This window comes from Campylobacter sp. P0085 (assembly GCF_002139495.1).
Taxonomy (GTDB): Bacteria; Campylobacterota; Campylobacteria; order Campylobacterales; family Campylobacteraceae; genus Campylobacter; species Campylobacter devanensis.
This window is the reverse complement of record NZ_MJKB01000001.1, coordinates 191,056-212,863: the sequence shown is the minus strand read 5'-3', so window position 1 is coordinate 212,863 and position 21,808 is coordinate 191,056. Positions and strand designations below refer to the sequence as shown.

Genomic DNA, 21,808 nt, shown 5'->3' with positions numbered 1-21,808 from the left:
TTAAGGATAAATGATAAGAATTTTGGCAGAATTTAGGCGGATTATCCGCCTAAAATATTAATCAAATAACTCTTCGTTTAGCTTAGCTTCGTTGAAGTTCCTACCTAGATATTCACAAACTTCACGAACATCCCTTAATGCATTGCCAAGACAGCTAGTAGCCCCTGGACTTGGTGTCATATTAAAAATTATACCAGTTTTTGGATTAATACTTGCCTCACCTAGCATTAGCTTTTTCTCAGTTTTATTTAAAACTTGTGGGCGAACGCCACCAAAACCTTTAGCATAATAGATATCATTTGTAGTTAGGCTTGGGACAATTTTTCTAGCATCTTTTACAAATAGTTTTTTATTAAGATATGGTACTTCAAATAAGAAATTACGTAAGATATAGTTGCGAATTTCACTATCTTTAAATAGATCAAACAAGATACCGGCAATAGCTGTGTCAAAATTTAAAGTCTTACAAAAGTCAAGGAAGCTACCCCAATTCTCATGATATCTCTCAAGTTTAGGCAATGCAAGTGCTGTTGGTCCAAATCTTGTACAACCATCAGCTAAGATATCAGGGTCACCATGAAGTGCAGCAAATGGAAGTTTTGGATTTTGCACCATATAAACTTTACCATTTAGAAGTTTTTGCTTAGTTAAATAAAAGCTACCAGCTACTGGCAAGCAACCAAAGTCTAGACCATAGCCCATTTTATGTGCTAAATATAATGAATGAGCACCTGCATTTACTACAACAAAATCAGCACTAATTGATAAGCCATTTGCGGTTTGGATATAGTATTTATCACCATTGCGGTAAATTTCATCTACTCTTGAATTTAAATATACATCGCATTCGCTTTTATCTTTTTTAGCATTTTCTATAAATGTAGTTGTAAATGCACCATAATCAACTGTAGTATATTCTCCACTTTTTACACCCATACCAACTACATTTTCAGCTCTATGAGTGCCATCACTATTTAAAATAATTTTTGGCTCAATTTTAGCTAATTCAGCCTTATCATAAAACTCTAAATATGGATAAAGCTCTTTAAATTCCTCATATCTATTTTTAATATAATCTACCTCGACATCACCTACGCCAATTGCCATTTTTTGACCATCAAACATATATTTACCTTGATAGCCGTGCTGCAAACCGTATTTTACTACCATTCTAGCAGTTTTGCTTACCTTTTGAGCTTTTTCAAATGTATAGTTTGTCTCTATATCACCACAATGTACAGTCTGAGAATTAGCTGTTCCTTTTGAATTTAACGTAGCAAGACCGCCGTACTTTTCTACCAATGCAATATTTTTAACATCTGTATATCTTGCTAATTCATATAGTAGCGCACCACCACTGATACCACCACCGACTATCACCACCTCGTAGTGTTTTTCTTTCATCCTTAACTCCTAAGACAATTTTTGAATTCCATAGTATATATTAATAAAACTTAAAGATAACAAAAGAAAAATAGTAAATTACAATATTTATAAATTTATCAGTTTATATGTTACAAATTTACTCTAATAAATATTAAATTTTTCTTTTATTGTCTCTTGATCAAATCCGCTAGCAATACAAAGCATTAAAAGCACTCTAGCCTTTTGTGCATTAAGCGAATCACTAAGGATAAAATTTAACTTATTAAAATCTAACTCATCTCCACTAATTATGCCACTATTTGTACGGCTTGAGATTACTACTATCGCTCCTTTAGAATTTGCAAATTTCAGCGCATGGAGCATATTTGGACTTAGGTTGCCATTGCCAAGAGCTGCGCAGATTATACCCTTTGCACCTAAATTTAAAGCGCTATAGACAGCCTCACCGCTAGCCCCTGCGTAATCATAGACTATCTCTACGCATGGCAAATTTTGTAAGCTTGATAGATCTTCACAAAATTTAGCACTAAACTCGCTTTGCATCGTATGGCGTCTAAGACTTTTGGTATAAAATACCGCCTTGCCATAATGTACAATTCCGCATTTACCGCAATTTGGTGAAGCAAAGGCATTTAATGCTGTTGTATTTGTCTTTATAATCTCACGAGCTAGGTGAATCTCATCATTTATCACCACCAGCACACCCATATTAGCACTATTTTTACAAGCTGCGACACTTATAGCATTATATAAATTTATCGCTCCATCGCTACTTAAGGAGTTTGCACTTCGCATAGCTGCAGTTATTACTACTGGTTTTTGGCTTTTTATGGTTAAAGTTAAAAAATACCCGCTCTCTTCAAGCGTATCAGTTCCATGAGTTATAACTAACGCATCTATTTTATCATTAGCCAATAACTCATTTGCCCTATGTGAGAGTTTAAGCCAAATTTTTTCATTCATATCTTGAGAACCGATATTACAAATCTGCTCTGCACTAATATCGGCTATACTTTTTAACTCATTAAATTCGCTTAAAATCTCATTAATACCAAATTTGGCACTCTCATATACTGAATTTATCGGCCCAGTACTAGCACCAGCGATTGTTCCACCAGTAGCTAAGATTGCTATCTTTTTCACTGCGTATCTATCTCATCGTAGCTTTGAGTATATGGTAAGGTTTTTGAAGTTTTTGCCCCAAGCTTTTTGAGCATTTCAAATTTACTTATTAAATTTCCACGCCCTTGATAAAGCGTAATTTTACCATCTTCAATAACCTTACTCATAGCAATTATTTGATTTTCTAATCTCTCATAATTTTTAATAAATACATCAAATTTATCATATATTTTTCCAGCTTCAGCAAAGATTTTCATTGCATTTTCATCACTTTTTAAATTGCGCCAACATATATAGACGGTTTTTAGCGCCATAAGAAGTGTAAGTGGAGTAGTTATAAATACACCTTTTTCATAGGCATATTCATATAAGCTACTATCAGCACCAAGTCCTACAAACAGCATATTATCATTAGGAATAAACATAAATACATACTCATAATTTTTACTATCTAAAAATGTGTAATTTTTAGAACTTAAATTATCAATATGATTTTTTATATCCTTTGCTAATGCTTTAGCATAAGCCTCCTTGGTGCTATCATCTGTAGCATTATGGTATTCATTATAATTAACCAATGAGCATTTAGCGTCTATTATCGCATGCTTACTTTCATCAAATTTCACTACCACATCTAGATATTTTTGATTTCCATTTTCATCTTTGCAAGCTACTTGCCTATCATAGTTTTGACCCAAAATCAACCCACTACTTTGCAATACACTATCAAGCTGAATTTCTCCCCAGTTACCAAGTAGTTTTTTATTGCTCTTTAATGCATCGGCTAAATTTTGCGCTTGCGTCATCACCCCTTTTGTTTCACTTTTTAAATTTTCAAAATTTACTTTGAAGGCGCTATTTATCTCTATATTTGACTTTTGATATTTACTTATCTCATCTTTTAAAGGAGTGATTAAACTCTCTAAAATCTTAGCTGAACTCTCAGTCATCTCTTTGCTACTTAAATTTAGCAAATTCTCGCTCATCTGTTTAGTTTTTAGATCAAAATACTCCCTAGTTTTATTATCTAACTCATCTTGACGAGCCTTTAGTTGAGCATTTGTCTCATTTGCATTTTCTAATTTTGTTGTTAATTCTGTAATCTTTTGTATATTTTGTATATTTTTCTCTTGAAGCTCTTTATTTTCATCTTTTGCGCTATTTAACTCTTGCTCTTTTATATTTAAATTTGCATTTAAATCACTCAATCTTTGACCTAAAGCACTTAATTGACCACTCTTTTTAAATAGCATAAATCCTAACCAAAAGCTTGCGCTAGCAATTACTGCAATCACTCCACTTAAAATCTCAACCATCGCATCCTCCATATAAGAAAAAACCTAAGCCTTTTCTTATTAAATTTAGATTTTTTTAAGGAATTCGCATTTTAGAACTACTGTCCCAACGCCATTTATTTTGCACTCTACCTCACCATCCTTGCTAGTTAGCTTGATATTTTTAATTGTTGTGCCACATTTAATAGTACTGCTTGCGCCTTTGACTTTTAAATCTTTAATAACTGTAACGCTATCGCCTGCGTTTAGCTCTGTACCATTTGAATCTTTTGCCATATTCTCTCCCTTAGTTGAATTAAGAGCAAATTATAGCTAGTTAATGCTTAAATTTCGCAACCTAGAAATGATAAATTTGGATATAAAATTTATCTTAAATTTAATAAATTTAGTAAATTTATGATACAATCTAGCCATTTTTTTAAATAGGATAGAATCTATGGATATTAGAAAAGAGTATTTAGAGTTTTTTAAAAGCAAAGGACACGAAGTAGTTGCTTCTTCAGCCTTGGTTCCTGATGATGCAACCTTGCTTTTTACAAACGCTGGAATGGTTCCATTTAAGAGTATATTTACTGGGGATGTACCACGCCCTAATCCACCAATTCGTACTAGTTGCCAAACTTGTATTAGAGCTGGAGGCAAACACAACGATTTAGATAATGTAGGCTATACAGCCAGACATCATACATTTTTTGAAATGTTAGGAAATTTTAGCTTTGGTGAATATTTTAAAACTGAAGCAATTGCCTATGCTTGGGAGTTTGTAACTGAAATTTTAAAACTACCAAAAGATAGATTATATGTAACAGTCCATGAAAACGATGATGAGGCTTATGAAATTTGGCAAAAACATATCCAAAAAGAGAGAATTTATAAATTTGGTGATAAGGATAACTTCTGGGCAATGGGAGATACTGGACCTTGTGGGCCATGTAGCGAGATATTTTATGACCAAGGCGCTGAACACTTTAATAGTGATGAAGATTATATGGGTGGCGATGGTGATAGATTTTTAGAAATTTGGAATCTTGTATTTATGCAGTTTGAAAGAAGTAGCGATGGAACTATGACGCCACTACCAAAACCTAGCATCGATACTGGAATGGGGCTTGAGAGAGTTACAGCTATTAAAGAGGGCAAATTTAGCAACTATGATAGTTCACTATTTATGCCACTTATCAACGAAGTAGCTAAGATTGCAAATTTAACCTATGAATATGAAAGTGGTGCAAGCTTTAGAGTTATTAGCGATCATATCAGATCGGTTGTATTTTTGCTAGCTCAAGGCGTAAATTTTGATAAAGAAGGTCGTGGATATGTCTTAAGAAGAATTCTAAGACGAGCCCTAAGGCATGGATATCTTCTTGGCATAAAAGAGCCATTTATGTATAGACTTGTAGATAAAGTAGTAGAATTAATGGGTGGTCACTATGAATATCTAAACGAGAAAAAAGAGTATGTAAAAGAGCTAATTAAGCTTGAAGAAGAGAGATTTTTAGCTACTATTGCTGCTGGATTAGATCTATTTAATGAAGAACTTGCTAAAACTAAAGATATTTTTAGTGGCGAAGTAGCGTTTAAGCTTTATGATACTTATGGTTTTCCGCTAGATCTAACTGCAGATATGTTAAGAGAAAAAGGCTTAAGTGTAGATGCTGCTAAATTTGATACTTTAATGAGTGAACAAAAAGCAAGAGCAAAAGCTAGCTGGAAAGGGAGTGGCGATGCGGCTAAGGAGAGTGGGGATTTTAAAGAACTACTTGAAAAATTTGGCAAAAATGAATTTATCGGATATGACAGCTTAAGCTCAACTAGCCGTGTTCTAGCTCTACTTAATAACGAATTTAAAATCACCAATAAATTAAGCACTGGCGAGAGTGGATATATAATGCTTGATAAAACTCCATTTTATGCTCAAAGCGGTGGACAATGTGGAGATAGTGGCAAAATAAATGATAACAAAGTTTTAGATACTAAAAAATATTTTGAACTAAATTTAAGCCAAATTCAAGTAAGTTCTACTATTAGCGTAGGTGACGAAGTAGAGTGCAAAGTAAGCCCAAATAGATTAGAAATCCGTCGTCACCACTCAGCCACACACCTACTTCACGCAGCACTTAGAAGCGTTTTAGGCTCACATATATCTCAAGCTGGAAGTAGCGTAGAGGCTGATAAATTAAGATTTGACTTTAGTCATCCAAAACCTGTAAGTAGTGATGAGTTAGCCCAAATTGAAAAATTTGTAAATGACCAAATCCAAGCAGGCGCTAAAGCAAAAGTAGAAATAATGGATATAAACTCAGCTAAAAATAGTGGAGCTATAGCACTCTTTGGTGAAAAATATGGCGATGAAGTGCGTGTTTTAACTTTGGGCTGTTCTAAGGAGCTATGTGGTGGCACTCATGTTGAAAATATCAATGAAATAGGTAGTTTTTTTATTACCAAAGAGAGCGGTGTAAGTGCTGGAGTTAGGCGTATTGAGGCGGTTTGTTCTCGTGCTGCACTAAACTACGCAAATGAGCTAAGAAACGAGCTTGAAGAGATTAAAGCTAGCTTAAAAGGCGCTAGTCCAATTGCTGCTATTGCTAAGTTAAAAGATGAGATAAAATCTCTTCAAAATGAGATAAAAAATGCCACTTCATCAGTAGAGCTAAGCTCTAAGCTTATAAATGGCATTAATGTAGTTGTTGATGAATTTAATGGTGATATCAAGGCAAAAATTGATGAAATAAAAAATAAATTTGATAGTGTTGTAATATTTTTAGCTAGCGCCAAAGATGGCAAGGTAATGCTAGCAGCTGGATCTAAAAATTGCAATATAAAAGCTGGAGAATTAGTAAAAGCAATTGCCCCAATTGTAGGCGGAGGCGGAGGTGGAAGAGATGATTTTGCCACTGCTGGAGGCAAAGATATAAACAAAATATCAAATGCCTTAGAAGAAGCTAACAAATTAATTAAGAGTAAACTTTGAACGCTTTAAATAGTTCATTTGCTAGACTTGACCAGATTGCGCCATTTATGCATATTAGTGTTGCAGCGCTTTTTATTGCTTTACAAATTACGGTAGTAGTTTGTGGTCATTACTGCTTTAAGGATATTGAGCAAAATCCACATCGCTATAAGCTAATTTTAAAGGAATTTAATAAATTTCTTTTTAGCGCCTTAGCGATAGTGGCATTTTTAGGCTTTGGCGGAATGTTTATGTCTTATGGAGAACGATTTCCAATTGGCGATCCGATGGTCGAAGCAATTGTTAAAACTAAGATAGCAATTTTAGCATTTATTGGGGCAAATTTAGCATATATTTGGTATAAATTTCGTCAAGCCAAAGAGGCGTTTTTAAAAGATGATATGCTTATGAGTCATGAAAATTTGGTTTTGATAATATATTATTTTACCCCTTTAAATATCGTTTTATCATTTATTAATATCTATCTTGGTGTTACTTTTAGAGGATTTTTATGATAGTTTTAGCATCTAGCTCAGCTAGTAGAGCGATGATTTTGCGTGAATATGGTGTTGAGTTTATTCAAGTTAGCCTAGATTATGATGAAGAATTTGACACAAATTTACCACCAGCAAAATATGCTATGAGTATCGTAAATAACAAAGCCAAGCAATTTTTTGATAAATTTAAAAACCAGTATGAGCGTGTTCTTTTTGCTGATAGTAGCGTAACAGCTTGCGGAAAAATTCTTGGTAAGGCCACAGATGAAGCGCACGCTAGATATATGCTAGAGTTGCAAAGCGGAAATTTGACTAGCGTCTATACTGCCATGAAGTTTATTAGCCCAAATATCTCTATTGATATGCTAAGTATTGCAAGCTATAAATTTGCTAAATTTAATTCATCTCATTTAGATGAATACATAGCTAGTGGATTATGGAAAGATAAAGCTGGAGCGATGATGATAGAAGGATTTAATAAAATATATATAGAACAAGAAAGCGGCAACAAACCCACAGCCATGGGGCTAGATATTATAAATTTAAAGGCATTTTTATGAAATATATTTTCAACCTAATTATAATTTTAGCATTAGCTAGCGTGGCTGGAATTATATATTTTTACTCTCAGATTAAGATTGATATATCTAAAATTGTAGATTACAATCCAAAATTAACTACTCATATTTATGATAAAAATGGTGATTTAGTAGCCTATATTTTTGATGAAGAAAATAGACAATACGCTAAATTTAGCGAAATTTCGCCACGCATTATAGAAGCACTCATTGCTATAGAAGATACAGCATTTTTTGAACATGGCGGGATAAATTATGAAGCGATTTTTAGAGCAGCAATTAAAGATATTCAAGCAATGTCTTTAGTTGAAGGAGCCTCAACCCTAACTCAACAACTAGTCAAAAATATGCTCTTAACACGTGAGAAAAAATTTACTCGTAAACTAAAAGAGCTAATAATCTCTTACGAAGTTGAGTACACTCTAACTAAAGAACAGATAATTGAGCGATATTTAAACCAGGTATATTTTGGTCACGGATATTATGGGATTAAGACTGCTGCGCTTGGATATTTTAAAAAAAATCTTGATGAACTAAGCTTAAAAGAGATATCTATGCTAGTGGGCCTACCAAAAGCACCTAGCAGCTATGATCCTACAAGACATTTAGATCTATCTCTCTCAAGAGCAAATAATGTACTGCTAAGAATGCACAATATCGGCTGGATAACAACCAAAGAGTATCAAGCTGCTATAAAAGAAACGCCAAAAATCTATGATCAAACCCTAACCCAAAACAAAGCTCCATATCTAGTAGATGAGACTATAAAGCAGCTAGCCCCTCTATATCCTGATATACGATATGGTGGATATAAAATCACTTTAAATGCTGATTTAAAAATACAAGAGATAGCACAAAATGCACTTAAATTTGGCTATAACGAAATCCTAAAACGAAATAAAGACGCAAATACCACAGTATTAAATGGCGCAATGATCGTCACCAATCCTACTAATGGAGATATACTAGCTTTAGTAGGCGGTGTAGATTATGCCAAAAGCAACTTTAACCGTGCTACACAAAGCTCCCGCCAGCCGGGTTCTAGTTTTAAACCATTTATATATCAAATTGCTTTAAACCAAGGATTATCCCCACAAAGCAAAATAGCTGATATATCTAGAATTTATGAAGGAGTAAATAAAAATAACAAAGAAGATCAAGACTGGAAACCTAAAAACTTTAGTGGCAATTTTAAAGGCTTAATCACTTTAAATGATGCATTAAAACAATCGCGTAATCTTGCTACAATAAATCTTTTAAATTCTATTGGCCTTGATGTAATTCAAAGAGATTTAGAGGATTTTGGTTTTAAAGATATTCCTAATAATCTATCAATTGCACTTGGAAGCTTTGGAGTTAGTCTTATGGATTATAGCGAACAATACTCGATATTCCCAGGACTTGGTACTAGACATGAGACTAGACTAATTAATTTTGTAGAGAACAAAAATGGTGAGATATTTAAATTCGAGCCAAAAAGCAGCGAGATTATCAAACCAGAACAAGCATATCTAATGATTAAAATGCTTCAAGATGTTGTAAATAATGGAACTGGTCGCTCAGCAAAAGTTGATGGAATTGAACTAGCAGGAAAAACCGGAACTACAAATGAGAGCGTAGATGCATGGTTTTGCGGTTTTGGCCCTGAGATTCAAGTATTAATATGGTATGGAAATGACAATAACACTCCGATGCGCTATGTAGAGGGTGGTTCTAGAACAGCCGCACCAGTATTTAAGCAGTTTATGCAAGAGTATATAAATGAATATCCACAAACTAAACGCAAATTTGATATGCCTCCTGGCGTATATCGTAAAGTTTATAACGGAGTAGATGCATTATATACAACTACTTCTCCGCTACCAAAAGAACAAAATAATATCCTAGAAAAGCAAGATAGAGAAGGGATAATTTTTTAGTTTTTTAGAGTTTAAATTTGATAACTTCAAATCTAAACTCTAATTATTTATAGCATAAGTAATTAAAGCTAGTTTTTGTAAAAATTTAAATGATAGTAGTATATTAAGGCAAATTTAAAAATTACTTTTTACTATTTGCTACCTTAAAAACTCTTGTATGGCTATCTGATTTTGATAAACTTAGTCTTATTATAGAATTTTCTAATGCCTTTAACGAATGAGGTATAAATGCAGGCAATGTAATCATATCAAATTCATTCATAACCAAAATCTTGCCACTCATTTCAAATTCAATACCACCACGAAGCACTTGAACTATAATTGCATTTGGAGCCATATGTTCTTTCATAACCGCATCTTTAGCCATAGTTATGCGAATTTCCTTGCTAAATTCACTCTCACAAAGCATAGCAGTCTTAACACCATCAAAAATATTAAAATTAAAAATAATTTTTTCCACAGTAAGTCCAAAATAATGATTAAAAATCGAGATAAAGAAGAAGCCCCAAAAAAAAGGGGCGAAATTGCAATAGAAATTATTTTTTAAGCTCTTTAATTCTAGCAGCTTTACCACGTCTATCACGTAGATAGAATAGTTTAGAACGTCTTACACGACCTCTACGTAGTACTGTAATACTCTCTAAGCTATCGCTATAAATAGGGAAAATTCTCTCTACACCAACGCTATTAGCACCAATTTTGCGAATGATAAAAGTCTCACCAGTACCACTACCGCGGCGAGCTATACAAACGCCTTCAAAGTTTTGAATTCTGCTTTTGTCGCCTTCTTTGATGTGGATAGCAATTCTCAAAGTATCACCAGCACGAAAGTCAGGCACAGACTTAGTCGCGATTTGAGCATTTTCAAATGCTTCAATATATTTATTTCTCATCTTTTTTCCTTAAAGTTTGGCGATTTAAGAGTTTGATACAAATCAGGGCGAAAAAACCGAGTTTTGCAAAGCGCCATATGATTTTTTAAAGCGTTGATTATACTATGATTACCCTTTAAAAAAGCTGAAGGCACAGGTGAGCCATTAAAAATATTTGGCTTTGTAAAGCTTGGAGCCTCTAAAATTCCATCTTCAAAACTCTCAATATCTAATGAATTTGCATTACCTAAAACCCCGGCAATATTGCGGCTAATAGCATCACAAAGACTCATAGCAGCAAGCTCACCACCAGTTAAAATAAAATCCCCTATGCAAAAAACCTCATTTACTCTAATCTCGATAACACGTTCATCTATACCCTCGTATCTACCACAAATAAAACTAATATTTTCTAGCTTCGCAAGTCTCTTAGCGTCATTTTGATTAAATTTTTTACCGGCTGGAGTAAGATAAATTACATGCGTCTGCCCTATACTATCAATCGCATCACAAAGCGGTTGCGCACTCATCAAAAGCCCAGCCCCACCACCAACCATATACTCATCAACTTTTTTATGTTTATTTTGAGTAAAATCTCGTGGGTTTATACAATTGATCTCTATTAGTCCACTTGTCTGAGCTCTGCCAAGTATAGAATCGCTAAAATATGGCGTAACTAAATTTGGAAATAAGGTTATAAAGTTAAATTTCATAAGCTAAGAATTAAGCAATATATCCATAGAGTTTTTTACATCTACTCTTTTGCTGTTAATATCAATCTGAATAATAAAATTATCTTGATATGGTATATAAAACTGCTTTGCAAGTCCTTTGCTAATAAGTTCTGTGCTAGTCTTAATATCAAATAAAAATCCAGCCCCAACTTCTAAAATATCGTCAATTTTACCAAGCAAAATCTCGCCCTCATAAACCATAGAATCTATGATATCAAAATAAAAATACTCATCTTTTTTAAGCTTACAACTCTTTTTAGTATCTTCTACAGTACGGTATAAAACTCGATTTACAAGCTCTTTTGCTGCTTCAATACTCTCAAATCCATCAAATATTACGAGCGAATTAGAAGGTTCATAGCTCTTAATGGATAAAAGATTACCAAACTTATCATAAAATTTAGCGCCTTTTTTATACTGCTCTATAAAATCACTACGGTTATGAAGCTTTAAAGCTCCCTTTAATCCTACGGTTTTACCAAGTATGCAAACCTCTACTAAATCACTCTTCAATAGCTTTTACCGTAATTCTATATGAAGTTGGATCTTTGGCTTTATAGCCTATAACTACGGTTTTGATAGCATTTATCATTTTGCCATCTTTACCGATTAATTTTCCGGTATCGACCCTACTAGCATAGATAATAATCTCATCGAAGTTCTCACCTAAATTTATCCGCTCTGTGCGGATAATATCAGGTGAATCACTTATAAGTTTAGCATACTCTTTTAAAAAATCTTCAACCATTATTTTGTAATTTGAGCGACTCTATCGCTTAGTTTAGCGCCAACACTTTTCCAATATGCAAGTCTCTGGGCATCAAATTTAATCACTTCTGGCTCTACCATTGGATTGTAATAACCAATACTTTCAATCCAACCACTATCACGTCTTTTTCTACTATCAGTTACTACGATACGATAAAATGGTCTTTTTTTACGTCCCATTCTTGTTAATCTAACTACTGTTGCCATCTTTTTCTCCTAAAATATTTTTTATAAGGCTTAGTTATAGCTAAATTCATAGCCATAAATAAACCCTAAATTATTTAGGGCGGTTAGCGTTTGCCAACATATTTGCAAAGCCTTTCATACTATCTTTATTAGAGAATTTTTTAGCCAACTTTGCAGCACTACTAAACTGCTTTAAAAATCTATTTACAGTCATTTGGTCAAGTCCAGCACCAGCAGCAATTCTACGCTTTCTAGCATTATTTAATAGATCTGGATTCTCTCTTTCTTTTGGAGTCATTGAGCTTATCATCGCTTTTATATGTTTAATCTGCTCTGAATTATCTAAATCAATATCTTTTAACTGATTTGCCATAGAACTCATACCAGGAATCATTCCTAAGATTCCTTTCATGCTTCCAAGTTTTTTAACACTCTCAAGCTGAGCTATAAAATCATTAAAATTAAACTCACCTTTTTTAATCTTTTTATTGAGCTTTTTGGCCTCTTTTTCATCTATGATTGTAGAAGCTTTCTCAGCTAAAGTTGCCAAATCGCCCTCGCCTAAAATTCTGCCAACGATTCTATCAGGGATAAAACTCTCGAGATCGGCCACTTTTTCACCCACACCGACGAATCTCAGCGGAATTCCTACTTGGTGTGCTATACCTATAGCTACACCGCCTTTTGTATCTGCATCAAATTTACTTAAAATAACCCCAGTAATACCAAGAGCCTCATTAAAACTAGTAGCAGTGCGTACGCCATCTTGCCCACTCATCGCATCCGCAACATAAAAAATTTCATCTGGATTTAATACAGATTTTACCTCTTTTAATTCACTCATTAATGCTTCATCTATTGCCAAGCGACCAGCAGTATCAACTAAAAGTACATCATAAAGACCATCTTTTGCTTTTTTTAATGCTTCCTTAGCTACATTTACTGGATTATTTTCACCATCGATACTAAAAAGCTCGATCTCATTTGCGCTACAAAGCTGTCTAAGCTGTTCTACTGCTGCTAAACGCTGCAAGTCGGCTGCAGCTACTAAAACACGTTTTTTACGTGCTTTTAGGTAGCTTGCTAATTTTATAGTTGTTGTGGTTTTACCACCACCTTGTAAGCCGGCCATTAACACAACTGTTGGAGGGTTTGAAGCAAACACAAATCCGCTACCTTTATTACCATCATTTGGAGCGGTTAAAATATTCGTTAAATTAGTTTTTATACTATCTAAAAACTGCTTTTGGCCTATAGTGCCCTTTTTCATATCAGCTTCTACAAGACTTACAAGTTCTTTTGTCACCTTGTGATAAACATCAGCCTTTAACAGCGACTTTTTCAGCGTCTCAAGCGCATTTTTTAATGCCTTTTCATCATCAACAAATTTAAGTTTATTTACAGCTGATTTTAGCGATTCGCCAATAAGTTCAAACACTATATACCTTTTAAATTTGATTAAAATTGCTAATTATACCCTAAATTTCTTTAACTTTCTTTAATTGCTTAACTATACTTATACCTTTATGACAGATATTTTATGTAATACATAGATGCAAACTAGTACTAAAACAAATATGTAAAGCATAAAATTGGCTATAAAATATTAAATTAATTTTTTAAAAGCACTTCATTATAGATTACTTTATAAACTTAGCGGTTCTTTAACAGTTACCGCCAAGCAAAAAATAATTAATAATTATATCTCTTGCTAAGTTTAAAACCTAGATAGACATTTAATAAAACATACTTTCAAAATAACAATTATTTTACATAGACTTTATATTCAGAATATCCTCTAATATCCATCTGATCATATGGGATAAACTCTAATGAAGCACCATTAATACAATATCTAAGCCCTCCTTTATCAATTGGCCCATCATCAAATACATGACCTAAATGGCTGCCGCTCTGTCTTGATGTGACCTCTATTCGTTCCATTCCATGACTTAAATCCCTATGATAACTAGCCGCATCAGTTGTAATTGGCCTTGTAAAGCTAGGCCACCCACATCCAGCATCATATTTATCGCTAGAGCTAAAAAGCGGTTTTTTACTTACAATATCTACATATATCCCACGCTCATCAAATTTATCATACTGACTACTATATGGTCGCTCAGTGGCCTTTTCTTGTGTTACTTTAAATGCTAAATCGCTTAACTTTTCTTTTAATTCAGATAGGCTTGGAATTTTAAATTTGCTTTCATCATATAGTGGTTTGCTAGCCAAATTTAAATCAATATGGCAATAACCATTTGGATTTTTATCTAAATATTTTTGGTGATATTCTTCTGCTTTTATATAATTCTTAAGTGGCTCTATCTCAACTACAATTGGTTTAGTAAATTTAGCCTGTTTGCGACTGATAAAATTCTCTATAACACTCTTTAGCTTATCATCACTATAATATATACCAGTGCGATACTGTCTGCCTATATCATTGCCTTGTTTATTGATAGAAAATGGATCAATAATACGAAAATAATGCTCTAAAATTTCATTAATATCAACCCTATTAGCATCAAATTTAAGCCTAACAACTTCTGCGTGATCTGTACGAGCAATCTGATTATAGCTAGTTTGGTCACTTATGCCATTAGCATAACCTACTTCGCTATATACCACTCCATTAATAAGATCAAAATATCCCTGAGTCCCCCAAAAGCACCCACAACCTAGATATATCTCTGTTAAATTTTCCATACTATTGCCTTTTGGATTAGCCATTAAAGCAGTAATGGCAAGAATTATTGTAGTTATGTATTTTATCATTATACAACCTTGAAATCTAAATTTAGACAATTTTAGCAAAACCAAAAAAATAAAATCTAAATATATTATTAAGATTTAAATTTAATCAAAAGCCCATTTAAAGGGGTAAAACTCTCAAAAGAGCTTTGCTATATGTAACCCTATAAACGAAGCCAAATAAGCAACAAATGTAGTAAAAATGAATAGATAAGCTATATATTTATATCCGCCAGCCTCTTTGCCAAAGACAATTGTAGCTGCTAAACAAGGATTATAAATCATAACAAATAGTATAAACGCTATAGCTACATCAACTGGTATAGCCTCTTTAATTTTACTCATTAGACCTTGACTTGTCTCATCAACTTCTGAACCTAAAGAGTATAATACACCCATTGTAGAGATGGCAACCTCTTTGGCTGCTAGACCACTAATAAGCGATACGCTTAGCCTCCAGTCAAATCCAAGCGGAGCAAAAACTGGCTCTATAATCTTACCAGTCATTCCTAGATAGCTATTTTCTATCAAATATTTTTCTAATTCAAATGATAATTCATCTTTTTGTTCATCACTTGTAGCAAGCTCTATCTTTTGTTCATAATCTGCTACTACATCTTTATGCAACGGAAAAGTGCTAGCTATCCATATAAGCACAGTAGCAGCAAGAATAAAAGTACCAGCCTTTTTAATATACATTTTAGCTTTATTATAAACCATAAACCAAACTAGCTTCCAATTAGGTATTCTATACTTTGGCATCTCCATAACAAATGGCTCATCAGGCCCTTTAAATGCCGTCATTCTAAGAATCTTAGCAGCAATAAGCCCCAAAATCGCCCCTAAAATATATATAGCAAATAGCCAGTTGCCTGCTTGAGACTCTAGAGCAAACGCTCCTACAAATAGCACATAAACAGGAAGTCTAGCCCCACAACTCATAAAATTGATAATAAATAGAGTTAGTAAGCGATCTTTTTGGTTTTTAAGTGTGCGAGTAGCCATAAAAGCCGGCACCGAACAACCAAAACCAGTAACTAGCGGAATAAAGCTCTTACCATGTAAGCCAAATTTATGAAAGAATCCATCAAGCAAAAATGACACACGAGCCATATATCCAGTAGTCTCTAAAAGTGCTATTCCAAAAAACAAAATTATAATATTTGGCAAAAATAATATAACGGCACCAACTCCACCAATAATCCCATCAGCTAGAAGTGAAGCGAGCATCTCATTGGCTATATTTTCTTTAATTACATCACCAAGCGCAGAAAACCCAGCCTCTATATAATCCATCGGTATAGACCCAAGCGTAAAAGTAAGCCAAAACAACAACCACATAAAAAATAAAAATATAGGAATTCCAATATATTTATTAATTAGCACCTTATCTACAATCTTAGTATAATTAATTTCTTTAGGCTTATTATATTTAACACTCTCAGTTATTGCACCATTTACAAAATCGCTATACTCTTGCATAAAAATTTGATTTACGGACTCTGTTTTATATTGTATGTATAAATTTTTATGACTATCGCTAATAATGCGTGAAAGCTCAGTAAAAATTGGCTTATCATGTAGGTTTTTATAAATTTCATTATCTTGTTTAAGCAAAGCAATAGCAATATCTTTAATATCTTGATTCATCGATTTAATATTTGGATCATTTTTAGCAATTAAAAACTCATAAATTCTTTGTATCTCATTCTCAATCGCATCACTAAATATACGCTTATTTTGTCTATACTCAGTCTCATAAGTTTTAATAATGCAATCAAGCAATTTATCTAAATTTAATTTTGTACTAGCTGAAACCAGCACACACGGCACTCCTAAAAGCTCCTCTAAGGTATCAACATTAATATTAATACCCTCCTTTATAGCTTCATCACCCATATTTAGTACCAAAATCATCTTTTTATTCTTTTCCATTATCTGTGTCGTAAGGATTAAATTACGCTCTAGATTAGTAGAATCAGCAACATTTATAATAAGGTCATAATCATTTTGCAATATATAATTCCTAGTTACTTTCTCCTCTTGAGAGTAACCATAGATGGAGTAAGTGCCAGGCAAATCAATTATATTGATAATATAATTTTTATAATTTAATTTAGCTTCCGATTTTTCAACTGTTACACCAGCAAAATTACCAACTTTTAAATGCGAGCCACTTATAGCATTAATTAAAAGCGTTTTACCAACATTAGGCTGTCCAACTAGTGCTATTTTAATAATCTTTTTCATTAAATTTTTCCACCTCGATACTTTTAGCTTCATCACTTCTAAGCATTAAGCACATCCTATCACACTCTATTAAGATTGTTGAGTCACCTAAAGTACTATAAACTTTTTTGACCATTTTAGCCCTAGAAAGTCCTAGACTAAAAAATCGCTCAAGCAACTGCTCTGTTACGTTAAAATTTGAAATTTTAGCTACTTCACCGTTTTCTAATAGATCTAGAGTCATATTTATAACCTTTAATAATGAAATGCATTATCAATTATAGTGAAATATACATTAAAGTTTTATTAAAAATAGTGGTTATGTTGCAGAATGAAATTTTTGAATTGCTAATACATATGCGCAACTACAAGATAGCTTAATACTAATATATAAATAAGATTTTAAACTAAAAATATTTAACAATATTTATTAAATAAAATTAATCTATTATTGTCTAGAACAGCTTAAATTTTATTCCTATAATAATTATATTTGACGCAATCTTGTGTTATCTGGCGTATAATAGAATATTTTGTAATGCTACAATTTAGGTATTATAAATAAAATATAATTAAAAGAAAATTTATTTAATTTTTATAAAAGGATAATTTTACTGATTAAGCTTAAAAGGTTAAATTTGGTTTCTAACAGCTATGATTTTTTAAAATCTAAGAAAAAAACTTGGATAAAAGTAAATAAAGAGTATTAATCCTATTTAATTACAAAATGGCCTCCCCAATAGGATTCGAACCTATGGCCTCAGAATTAGGAATTCTGCGCTCTATCCTGCTGAGCTATGAGGAGCAAACTCCGCCGAAGCGGAGAAAATCAAAATGTATTAACCATTTCTCTTTTTGATAATTTCATCAGATACATTTTTAGGAACTTCTTCATAGTGATCAAATTCCATTGAGTATGATGCACGGCCTTGAGTTTGACTTCTTAAATCTGTAGAGTAGCCAAACATCTCAGCAAGTGGACAGAATGCAGTAACAATTTTATTACCACCTCTTTCATCCATTGAGCTAATTTGACCACGGCGTCTATTTAAGTCACCAATTACATCGCCCATATACTCTTCTGGAGTCTCTACTTCGACTTTCATCATAGGCTCAAGGATAACAGCACCGGCCTTTCTAGCACCCTCTTTAAAGCCCATAGAAGCAGCAAGTTTAAACGCCATTTCAGAAGAGTCAACTTCATGGTAGCTACCATCAAATAGTGTAACTTTAACATCTTCTACTGGATAACCAGCTAAAACACCGTTTTGAAGTGCTTCATTACAACCTTTTTCAACAGCTGGGATATACTCTTTTGGTACAACCCCACCTTTGATATCATTAACAAATTCAAATCCGCTACCTGGTTCAAGCGGCTCAAGGCGTAAAAATACATGACCATATTGACCACGACCACCTGATTGTTTAGCGTATTTATACTCTTGCTCAACTGTCTTTTTGATAGTTTCACGATAAGCAACTTGAGGTTGACCAACTTCCGCTTCAACCTTAAATTCTCTTAACATCCTATCAACAATAATTTCAAGGTGTAATTCACCCATACCAGCGATAATTGTTTGGCCGCTTTCTTCATCAGTGCTAACTCTAAAGCTTGGATCTTCTTGAGCTAATTTGCCTAGAGCTATACCCATTTTTTCTTGATCAGCTTTAGTTTTTGGCTCTACTGCAACGCTAATAACTGGTTCTGGGAAATCCATTCTCTCAAGGATAACTTTATCTTTTTCACTAGCTAAAGTATCACCTGTTAAAGTATCTTTAAGACCAACTACAGCACCAATCTCACCAGCATAAAGCACTTTAATCTCTTCACGTTTATTTGAATGCATTTTTAATAGACGGCCGATTCTCTCTTTTTTATCTTTCGTTGAGTTATAAGCATAACTACCGCTCTCAAGTTGGCCTCTATAAACCCTTACAAATGTAAGCTGTCCAACAAACGGATCGGTCATAATCTTAAATGCAAGACCAGCAAATTCGCCATCATCTGTGCTATCTACAACTACTTCAGTACCATCTTCAAGCTCACCTCTAATAGCTTCAACTTCATCTGGAGCTGGCAAGTAATCAACAACTGCATCTAGAAGTGGTTGAACACCTTTATTTTTAAATGAAGTACCACAAACCATAGGAATAATACTCATAGATAGACAACCAGCTTTGATACCTTTTTTAATCTCTTCAATAGTTAACTCTTCGCCACCAAAGAATTTTTCCATTAGAGCATCATCAGTCTCAGCTACAGCTTCAATCATTTTATTGCGATATTCTTCAGCTTTTTCTACAAGATCAGCTGGAATATCTTTAACTACAAAATCAGTTGGTTTTGTATCATCTTCCCAAACAAGTGCTTTCATAGTAATTAGATCTACAACACCCTTAAACTCATCTTCAGCGCCAATTGGAATTTGGATAGGCACTGGATTTGCTTTTAAGCGGTTTTTGATCTGCTCTTCAACATTATAGAAGTTAGCACCGATTCTATCCATTTTATTTACATAAACCATTCTTGGAACACGGTATTTATTAGCTTGTCTCCATACTGTTTCACTTTGAGGTTGAACCCCACCAACAGCACAAAATACAGCTACAGCACCATCTAAAACACGCATAGATCTTTCAACCTCGATAGTAAAATCAACGTGTCCTGGAGTGTCTATAAGGTTGATTTGATGGTTTTTCCAAAAACAAGTAGTCGCAGCAGAAGTAATCGTAATACCGCGCTCTTTTTCTTGTTCCATCCAGTCCATAGTAGCAGCACCATCATGAACCTCGCCGATCTTATGGCTCATACCTGTAAAAAATAGAATTCTCTCACTAGTTGTAGTTTTACCAGCATCGATATGCGCAGCGATACCGATATTTCTAACCATATTTAATGGAGTTTTTCTTGACATAGATACTCCTTATTACCAACGATAGTGAGCAAATGCTTTATTAGCTTCTGCCATTTTATAGGTATCTTCTTTTTTCTTAAATGAAGCACCTTTTGAATTTGATGCATCTAGCAACTCAGCGGCTAATTTTTCTATCATTGTTCTCTCGCTTCTTTTGCGAGCAAAACTGATAATCCAACGGATTGCTAGAGCTTGTTGGCGAGCTGGGCGGACTTCTACTGGCACTTGATATGTAGCACCACCTACACGGCGAGATTTAACCTCCATAATAGGTTTTACATTATCGATAGCACTGTTAAATACTTCGATACCTTTTAACTCTCCACCTTTAGAATCAATAGCTTTTAAAGCGCCATACATAATCTCTGTAGCTACACTTTTTTTGCCATCATACATAAGTGAATTAATAAATTTAGTTATAACTTTATTGCCATAAATTGGATCAGGCATTACTTCCCTAACAGGGGCTTTTCTTCTTCTCATAACTTTCCTTCAAATTTAAATTTTACTCAAACTAAGCCATATCTAAGGGCTAGTCTGCGTCCTAAAAGATTACTTTTTAGCTTCTTTTGGGCGTTTAGCACCATATTTAGAGCGTGAAACAGTTCTTTTAGCCACGCCAGCTGTATCAAGCGCACCACGGACAATATGATATTTAACACCTGGTAAGTCTTTTACCCTACCACCACGCACTAGCACGATGCTGTGCTCTTGTAGATTGTGACCTTCACCACCTATATAGCTGATAACTTCAAATCCACTTGTTAGCCTTACTTTGGCAACTTTTCTCAAAGCTGAGTTTGGTTTTTTAGGAGTTGTTGTATAAACTCTGGTGCAAACTCCTCTTCTTTGAGGACACTCTTTTAACGCTGGTGATTTAGATTTTACGATCACTTTTTTGCGTTCTTTTCTGACCAATTGATTAATGGTTGGCACAATTTTTCCTTTCAACTAAATTTATTAAAAAGTTGCTATTTTATCCAAATTTTACTTAATTTAAAATGAAATATATTCTATGTATTTATAAAATTTTTTAAAGCCTGTTCTATTGCTTTATTTCTAGATTCTATATCCATTTTTGACCAAATTTTATCTTCTCTATTACCAAGTTCTTTTACCTCTTGTGAGTTATGATTCTCTTTATATTTTTCTTGTTTTAAAGAAAAAAAGTTATTAGCGCATTTAATATTTGTTAGTTTATTAAGCAAAATTTTATTACTAATTTGCTCCAAATATTGTAAGTGACTTGTCTCGTTCCACTCATCAAAATTCGTATTTTGCCAAGTTTTAGGTAAAATATGCTCTACTTCTAATTTATAGCTTTCTATATCACTAGAAAAATTATTTAAAAATCTCTCTGGCAAGAATTTGCTATAAGAAAAATTTATATTTTGATTTAGCTCTGCATTCATTTTAAAAACTAAATCTTTAATTTCATTTGTATTTGTTTTATTATTTAGAATTTTAACAATCATTGCTTTTAGCAGTTCAAGTAGATAAATTTCGAATTCTTTATTAAAATTCTCATTAAATTCATCTTTTATAAAATTATCCTTATTTCTCCAAACCAAAAAAGCCACAAAAAATCTCCACATATCATTTT

22 protein-coding genes and 1 tRNA gene are annotated in these 21,808 nt (G+C 33.4%); 4 read left to right on the top strand and 19 right to left on the bottom strand.

Annotation, left to right across the window (positions count from 1 at the left end; all coding sequences use genetic code 11):
* Positions 1–57: 57 nt before the first annotated feature.
* The 4 genes from CIGNP85_RS01135 to CIGNP85_RS01120 form a co-directional block, all read right to left on the bottom strand.
* A complete protein-coding gene (locus CIGNP85_RS01135; RefSeq protein WP_086234277.1) occupies positions 58–1,404 on the bottom strand; it encodes an FAD-dependent oxidoreductase in 1,347 nt (448 codons plus the stop codon).
* 123 nt (positions 1,405–1,527) lie between these two features.
* A complete protein-coding gene (locus CIGNP85_RS01130; RefSeq protein ID WP_086227746.1) occupies positions 1,528–2,529 on the bottom strand; it encodes an asparaginase in 1,002 nt (333 codons plus the stop codon).
* A complete protein-coding gene (gene rmuC, locus CIGNP85_RS01125; RefSeq protein ID WP_179186958.1) occupies positions 2,526–3,824 on the bottom strand; it encodes a DNA recombination protein RmuC in 1,299 nt (432 codons plus the stop codon). Before rmuC ends, CIGNP85_RS01130 begins: the two co-directional genes overlap by 4 nt.
* Positions 3,825–3,869: 45 nt before the next feature.
* The gene (locus CIGNP85_RS01120) at positions 3,870–4,079 is read right to left on the bottom strand and encodes an alkylphosphonate utilization protein (RefSeq protein WP_086286675.1); all 210 of its coding nucleotides are present in this window, start codon (positions 4,077–4,079) and stop codon (positions 3,870–3,872) included.
* 160 nt (positions 4,080–4,239) lie between these two features.
* Here CIGNP85_RS01120 and alaS point away from each other — a divergent pair, with 160 nt between their 5' ends.
* Genes alaS through CIGNP85_RS01100 form a run of 4 tightly spaced genes read left to right on the top strand, consistent with a single transcriptional unit; the run spans position 4,240 to position 9,747 of the window.
* Entirely contained in the window at positions 4,240–6,774 is a 2,535-nt protein-coding gene (alaS, locus tag CIGNP85_RS01115) for an alanine--tRNA ligase (RefSeq protein WP_086286674.1), read from the top strand.
* Positions 6,771–7,268, top strand: coding sequence for a hypothetical protein (locus tag CIGNP85_RS01110; protein WP_086269551.1), 498 nt, complete (start codon positions 6,771–6,773; stop codon positions 7,266–7,268). The genes alaS and CIGNP85_RS01110 overlap by 4 nt, the downstream gene beginning before the upstream one ends.
* Positions 7,265–7,810, top strand: coding sequence for a septum formation inhibitor Maf (maf, locus tag CIGNP85_RS01105; RefSeq protein WP_086235840.1), 546 nt, complete (start codon positions 7,265–7,267; stop codon positions 7,808–7,810). Before CIGNP85_RS01110 ends, maf begins: the two co-directional genes overlap by 4 nt.
* A complete protein-coding gene (locus CIGNP85_RS01100; RefSeq protein ID WP_086286673.1) occupies positions 7,807–9,747 on the top strand; it encodes a transglycosylase domain-containing protein in 1,941 nt (646 codons plus the stop codon). The genes maf and CIGNP85_RS01100 overlap by 4 nt, the downstream gene beginning before the upstream one ends.
* 121 nt (positions 9,748–9,868) lie before the next feature.
* Here CIGNP85_RS01100 and CIGNP85_RS01095 read toward each other — a convergent pair whose 3' ends face one another.
* From CIGNP85_RS01095 to CIGNP85_RS01025, 15 genes are all read right to left on the bottom strand, one after another.
* The gene (locus CIGNP85_RS01095) at positions 9,869–10,156 is read right to left on the bottom strand and encodes a cupin domain-containing protein (RefSeq protein ID WP_179186968.1); all 288 of its coding nucleotides are present in this window, start codon (positions 10,154–10,156) and stop codon (positions 9,869–9,871) included.
* A 127-nt stretch (positions 10,157–10,283) separates the two neighbouring features.
* The gene (gene rplS / locus CIGNP85_RS01090) at positions 10,284–10,640 is read right to left on the bottom strand and encodes a 50S ribosomal protein L19 (protein ID WP_086224039.1); all 357 of its coding nucleotides are present in this window, start codon (positions 10,638–10,640) and stop codon (positions 10,284–10,286) included.
* Complete coding sequence (trmD, locus tag CIGNP85_RS01085) at positions 10,637–11,332, bottom strand: tRNA (guanosine(37)-N1)-methyltransferase TrmD (RefSeq protein WP_086268523.1); 696 nt, start codon at positions 11,330–11,332, stop codon at positions 10,637–10,639. Before trmD ends, rplS begins: the two co-directional genes overlap by 4 nt.
* Positions 11,333–11,335: 3 nt before the next feature.
* Entirely contained in the window at positions 11,336–11,866 is a 531-nt protein-coding gene (rimM, locus tag CIGNP85_RS01080) for a ribosome maturation factor RimM (protein WP_086268524.1), read from the bottom strand.
* On the bottom strand, positions 11,856–12,101 hold the full coding sequence (locus tag CIGNP85_RS01075; RefSeq protein WP_086226545.1) for a KH domain-containing protein: 246 nt from the start codon (positions 12,099–12,101) through the stop codon (positions 11,856–11,858). The genes rimM and CIGNP85_RS01075 overlap by 11 nt, the downstream gene beginning before the upstream one ends.
* Entirely contained in the window at positions 12,101–12,328 is a 228-nt protein-coding gene (rpsP, locus tag CIGNP85_RS01070) for a 30S ribosomal protein S16 (RefSeq protein ID WP_063998335.1), read from the bottom strand. The genes CIGNP85_RS01075 and rpsP overlap by 1 nt, the downstream gene beginning before the upstream one ends.
* Before the next feature lie 70 nt (positions 12,329–12,398).
* Positions 12,399–13,745 (bottom strand): signal recognition particle protein, encoded by a 1,347-nt coding sequence (gene ffh / locus CIGNP85_RS01065; RefSeq protein WP_086224035.1) that lies wholly within the window; start codon positions 13,743–13,745, stop codon positions 12,399–12,401.
* Positions 13,746–14,071: 326 nt separating this feature from the next.
* Positions 14,072–15,085, bottom strand: coding sequence for a peptide-methionine (R)-S-oxide reductase MsrB (gene msrB / locus CIGNP85_RS01060; RefSeq protein WP_086268526.1), 1,014 nt, complete (start codon positions 15,083–15,085; stop codon positions 14,072–14,074).
* 114 nt (positions 15,086–15,199) lie between these two features.
* Complete coding sequence (feoB, locus tag CIGNP85_RS01055) at positions 15,200–17,311, bottom strand: ferrous iron transport protein B (RefSeq protein ID WP_086268527.1); 2,112 nt, start codon at positions 17,309–17,311, stop codon at positions 15,200–15,202.
* Positions 17,295–17,534, bottom strand: a complete 240-nt coding sequence (locus CIGNP85_RS01050; RefSeq protein WP_086286672.1) for a FeoA family protein — start codon at positions 17,532–17,534, stop codon at positions 17,295–17,297. The genes feoB and CIGNP85_RS01050 overlap by 17 nt, the downstream gene beginning before the upstream one ends.
* A 484-nt stretch (positions 17,535–18,018) precedes the next feature.
* Positions 18,019–18,095 (bottom strand) — tRNA-Arg (locus CIGNP85_RS01045).
* A gap of 34 nt (positions 18,096–18,129) precedes the next feature.
* The gene (gene fusA, locus CIGNP85_RS01040; RefSeq protein WP_086243888.1) at positions 18,130–20,205 is read right to left on the bottom strand and encodes an elongation factor G; all 2,076 of its coding nucleotides are present in this window, start codon (positions 20,203–20,205) and stop codon (positions 18,130–18,132) included.
* Between the two features lie 12 nt (positions 20,206–20,217).
* Positions 20,218–20,688 carry a 30S ribosomal protein S7 gene (gene rpsG / locus CIGNP85_RS01035; RefSeq protein ID WP_086233970.1) on the bottom strand — a complete coding sequence of 157 codons (471 nt, stop codon included), beginning with the start codon at positions 20,686–20,688 and terminating at the stop codon, positions 20,218–20,220.
* Positions 20,689–20,757: 69 nt separating this feature from the next.
* A complete protein-coding gene (gene rpsL, locus CIGNP85_RS01030; RefSeq protein ID WP_063998572.1) occupies positions 20,758–21,141 on the bottom strand; it encodes a 30S ribosomal protein S12 in 384 nt (127 codons plus the stop codon).
* 77 nt (positions 21,142–21,218) lie between these two features.
* Positions 21,219–21,785 carry a GmrSD restriction endonuclease domain-containing protein gene (locus CIGNP85_RS01025; protein WP_236845537.1) on the bottom strand — a complete coding sequence of 189 codons (567 nt, stop codon included), beginning with the start codon at positions 21,783–21,785 and terminating at the stop codon, positions 21,219–21,221.
* Between the last annotated feature and the right edge of the window lie 23 nt (positions 21,786–21,808).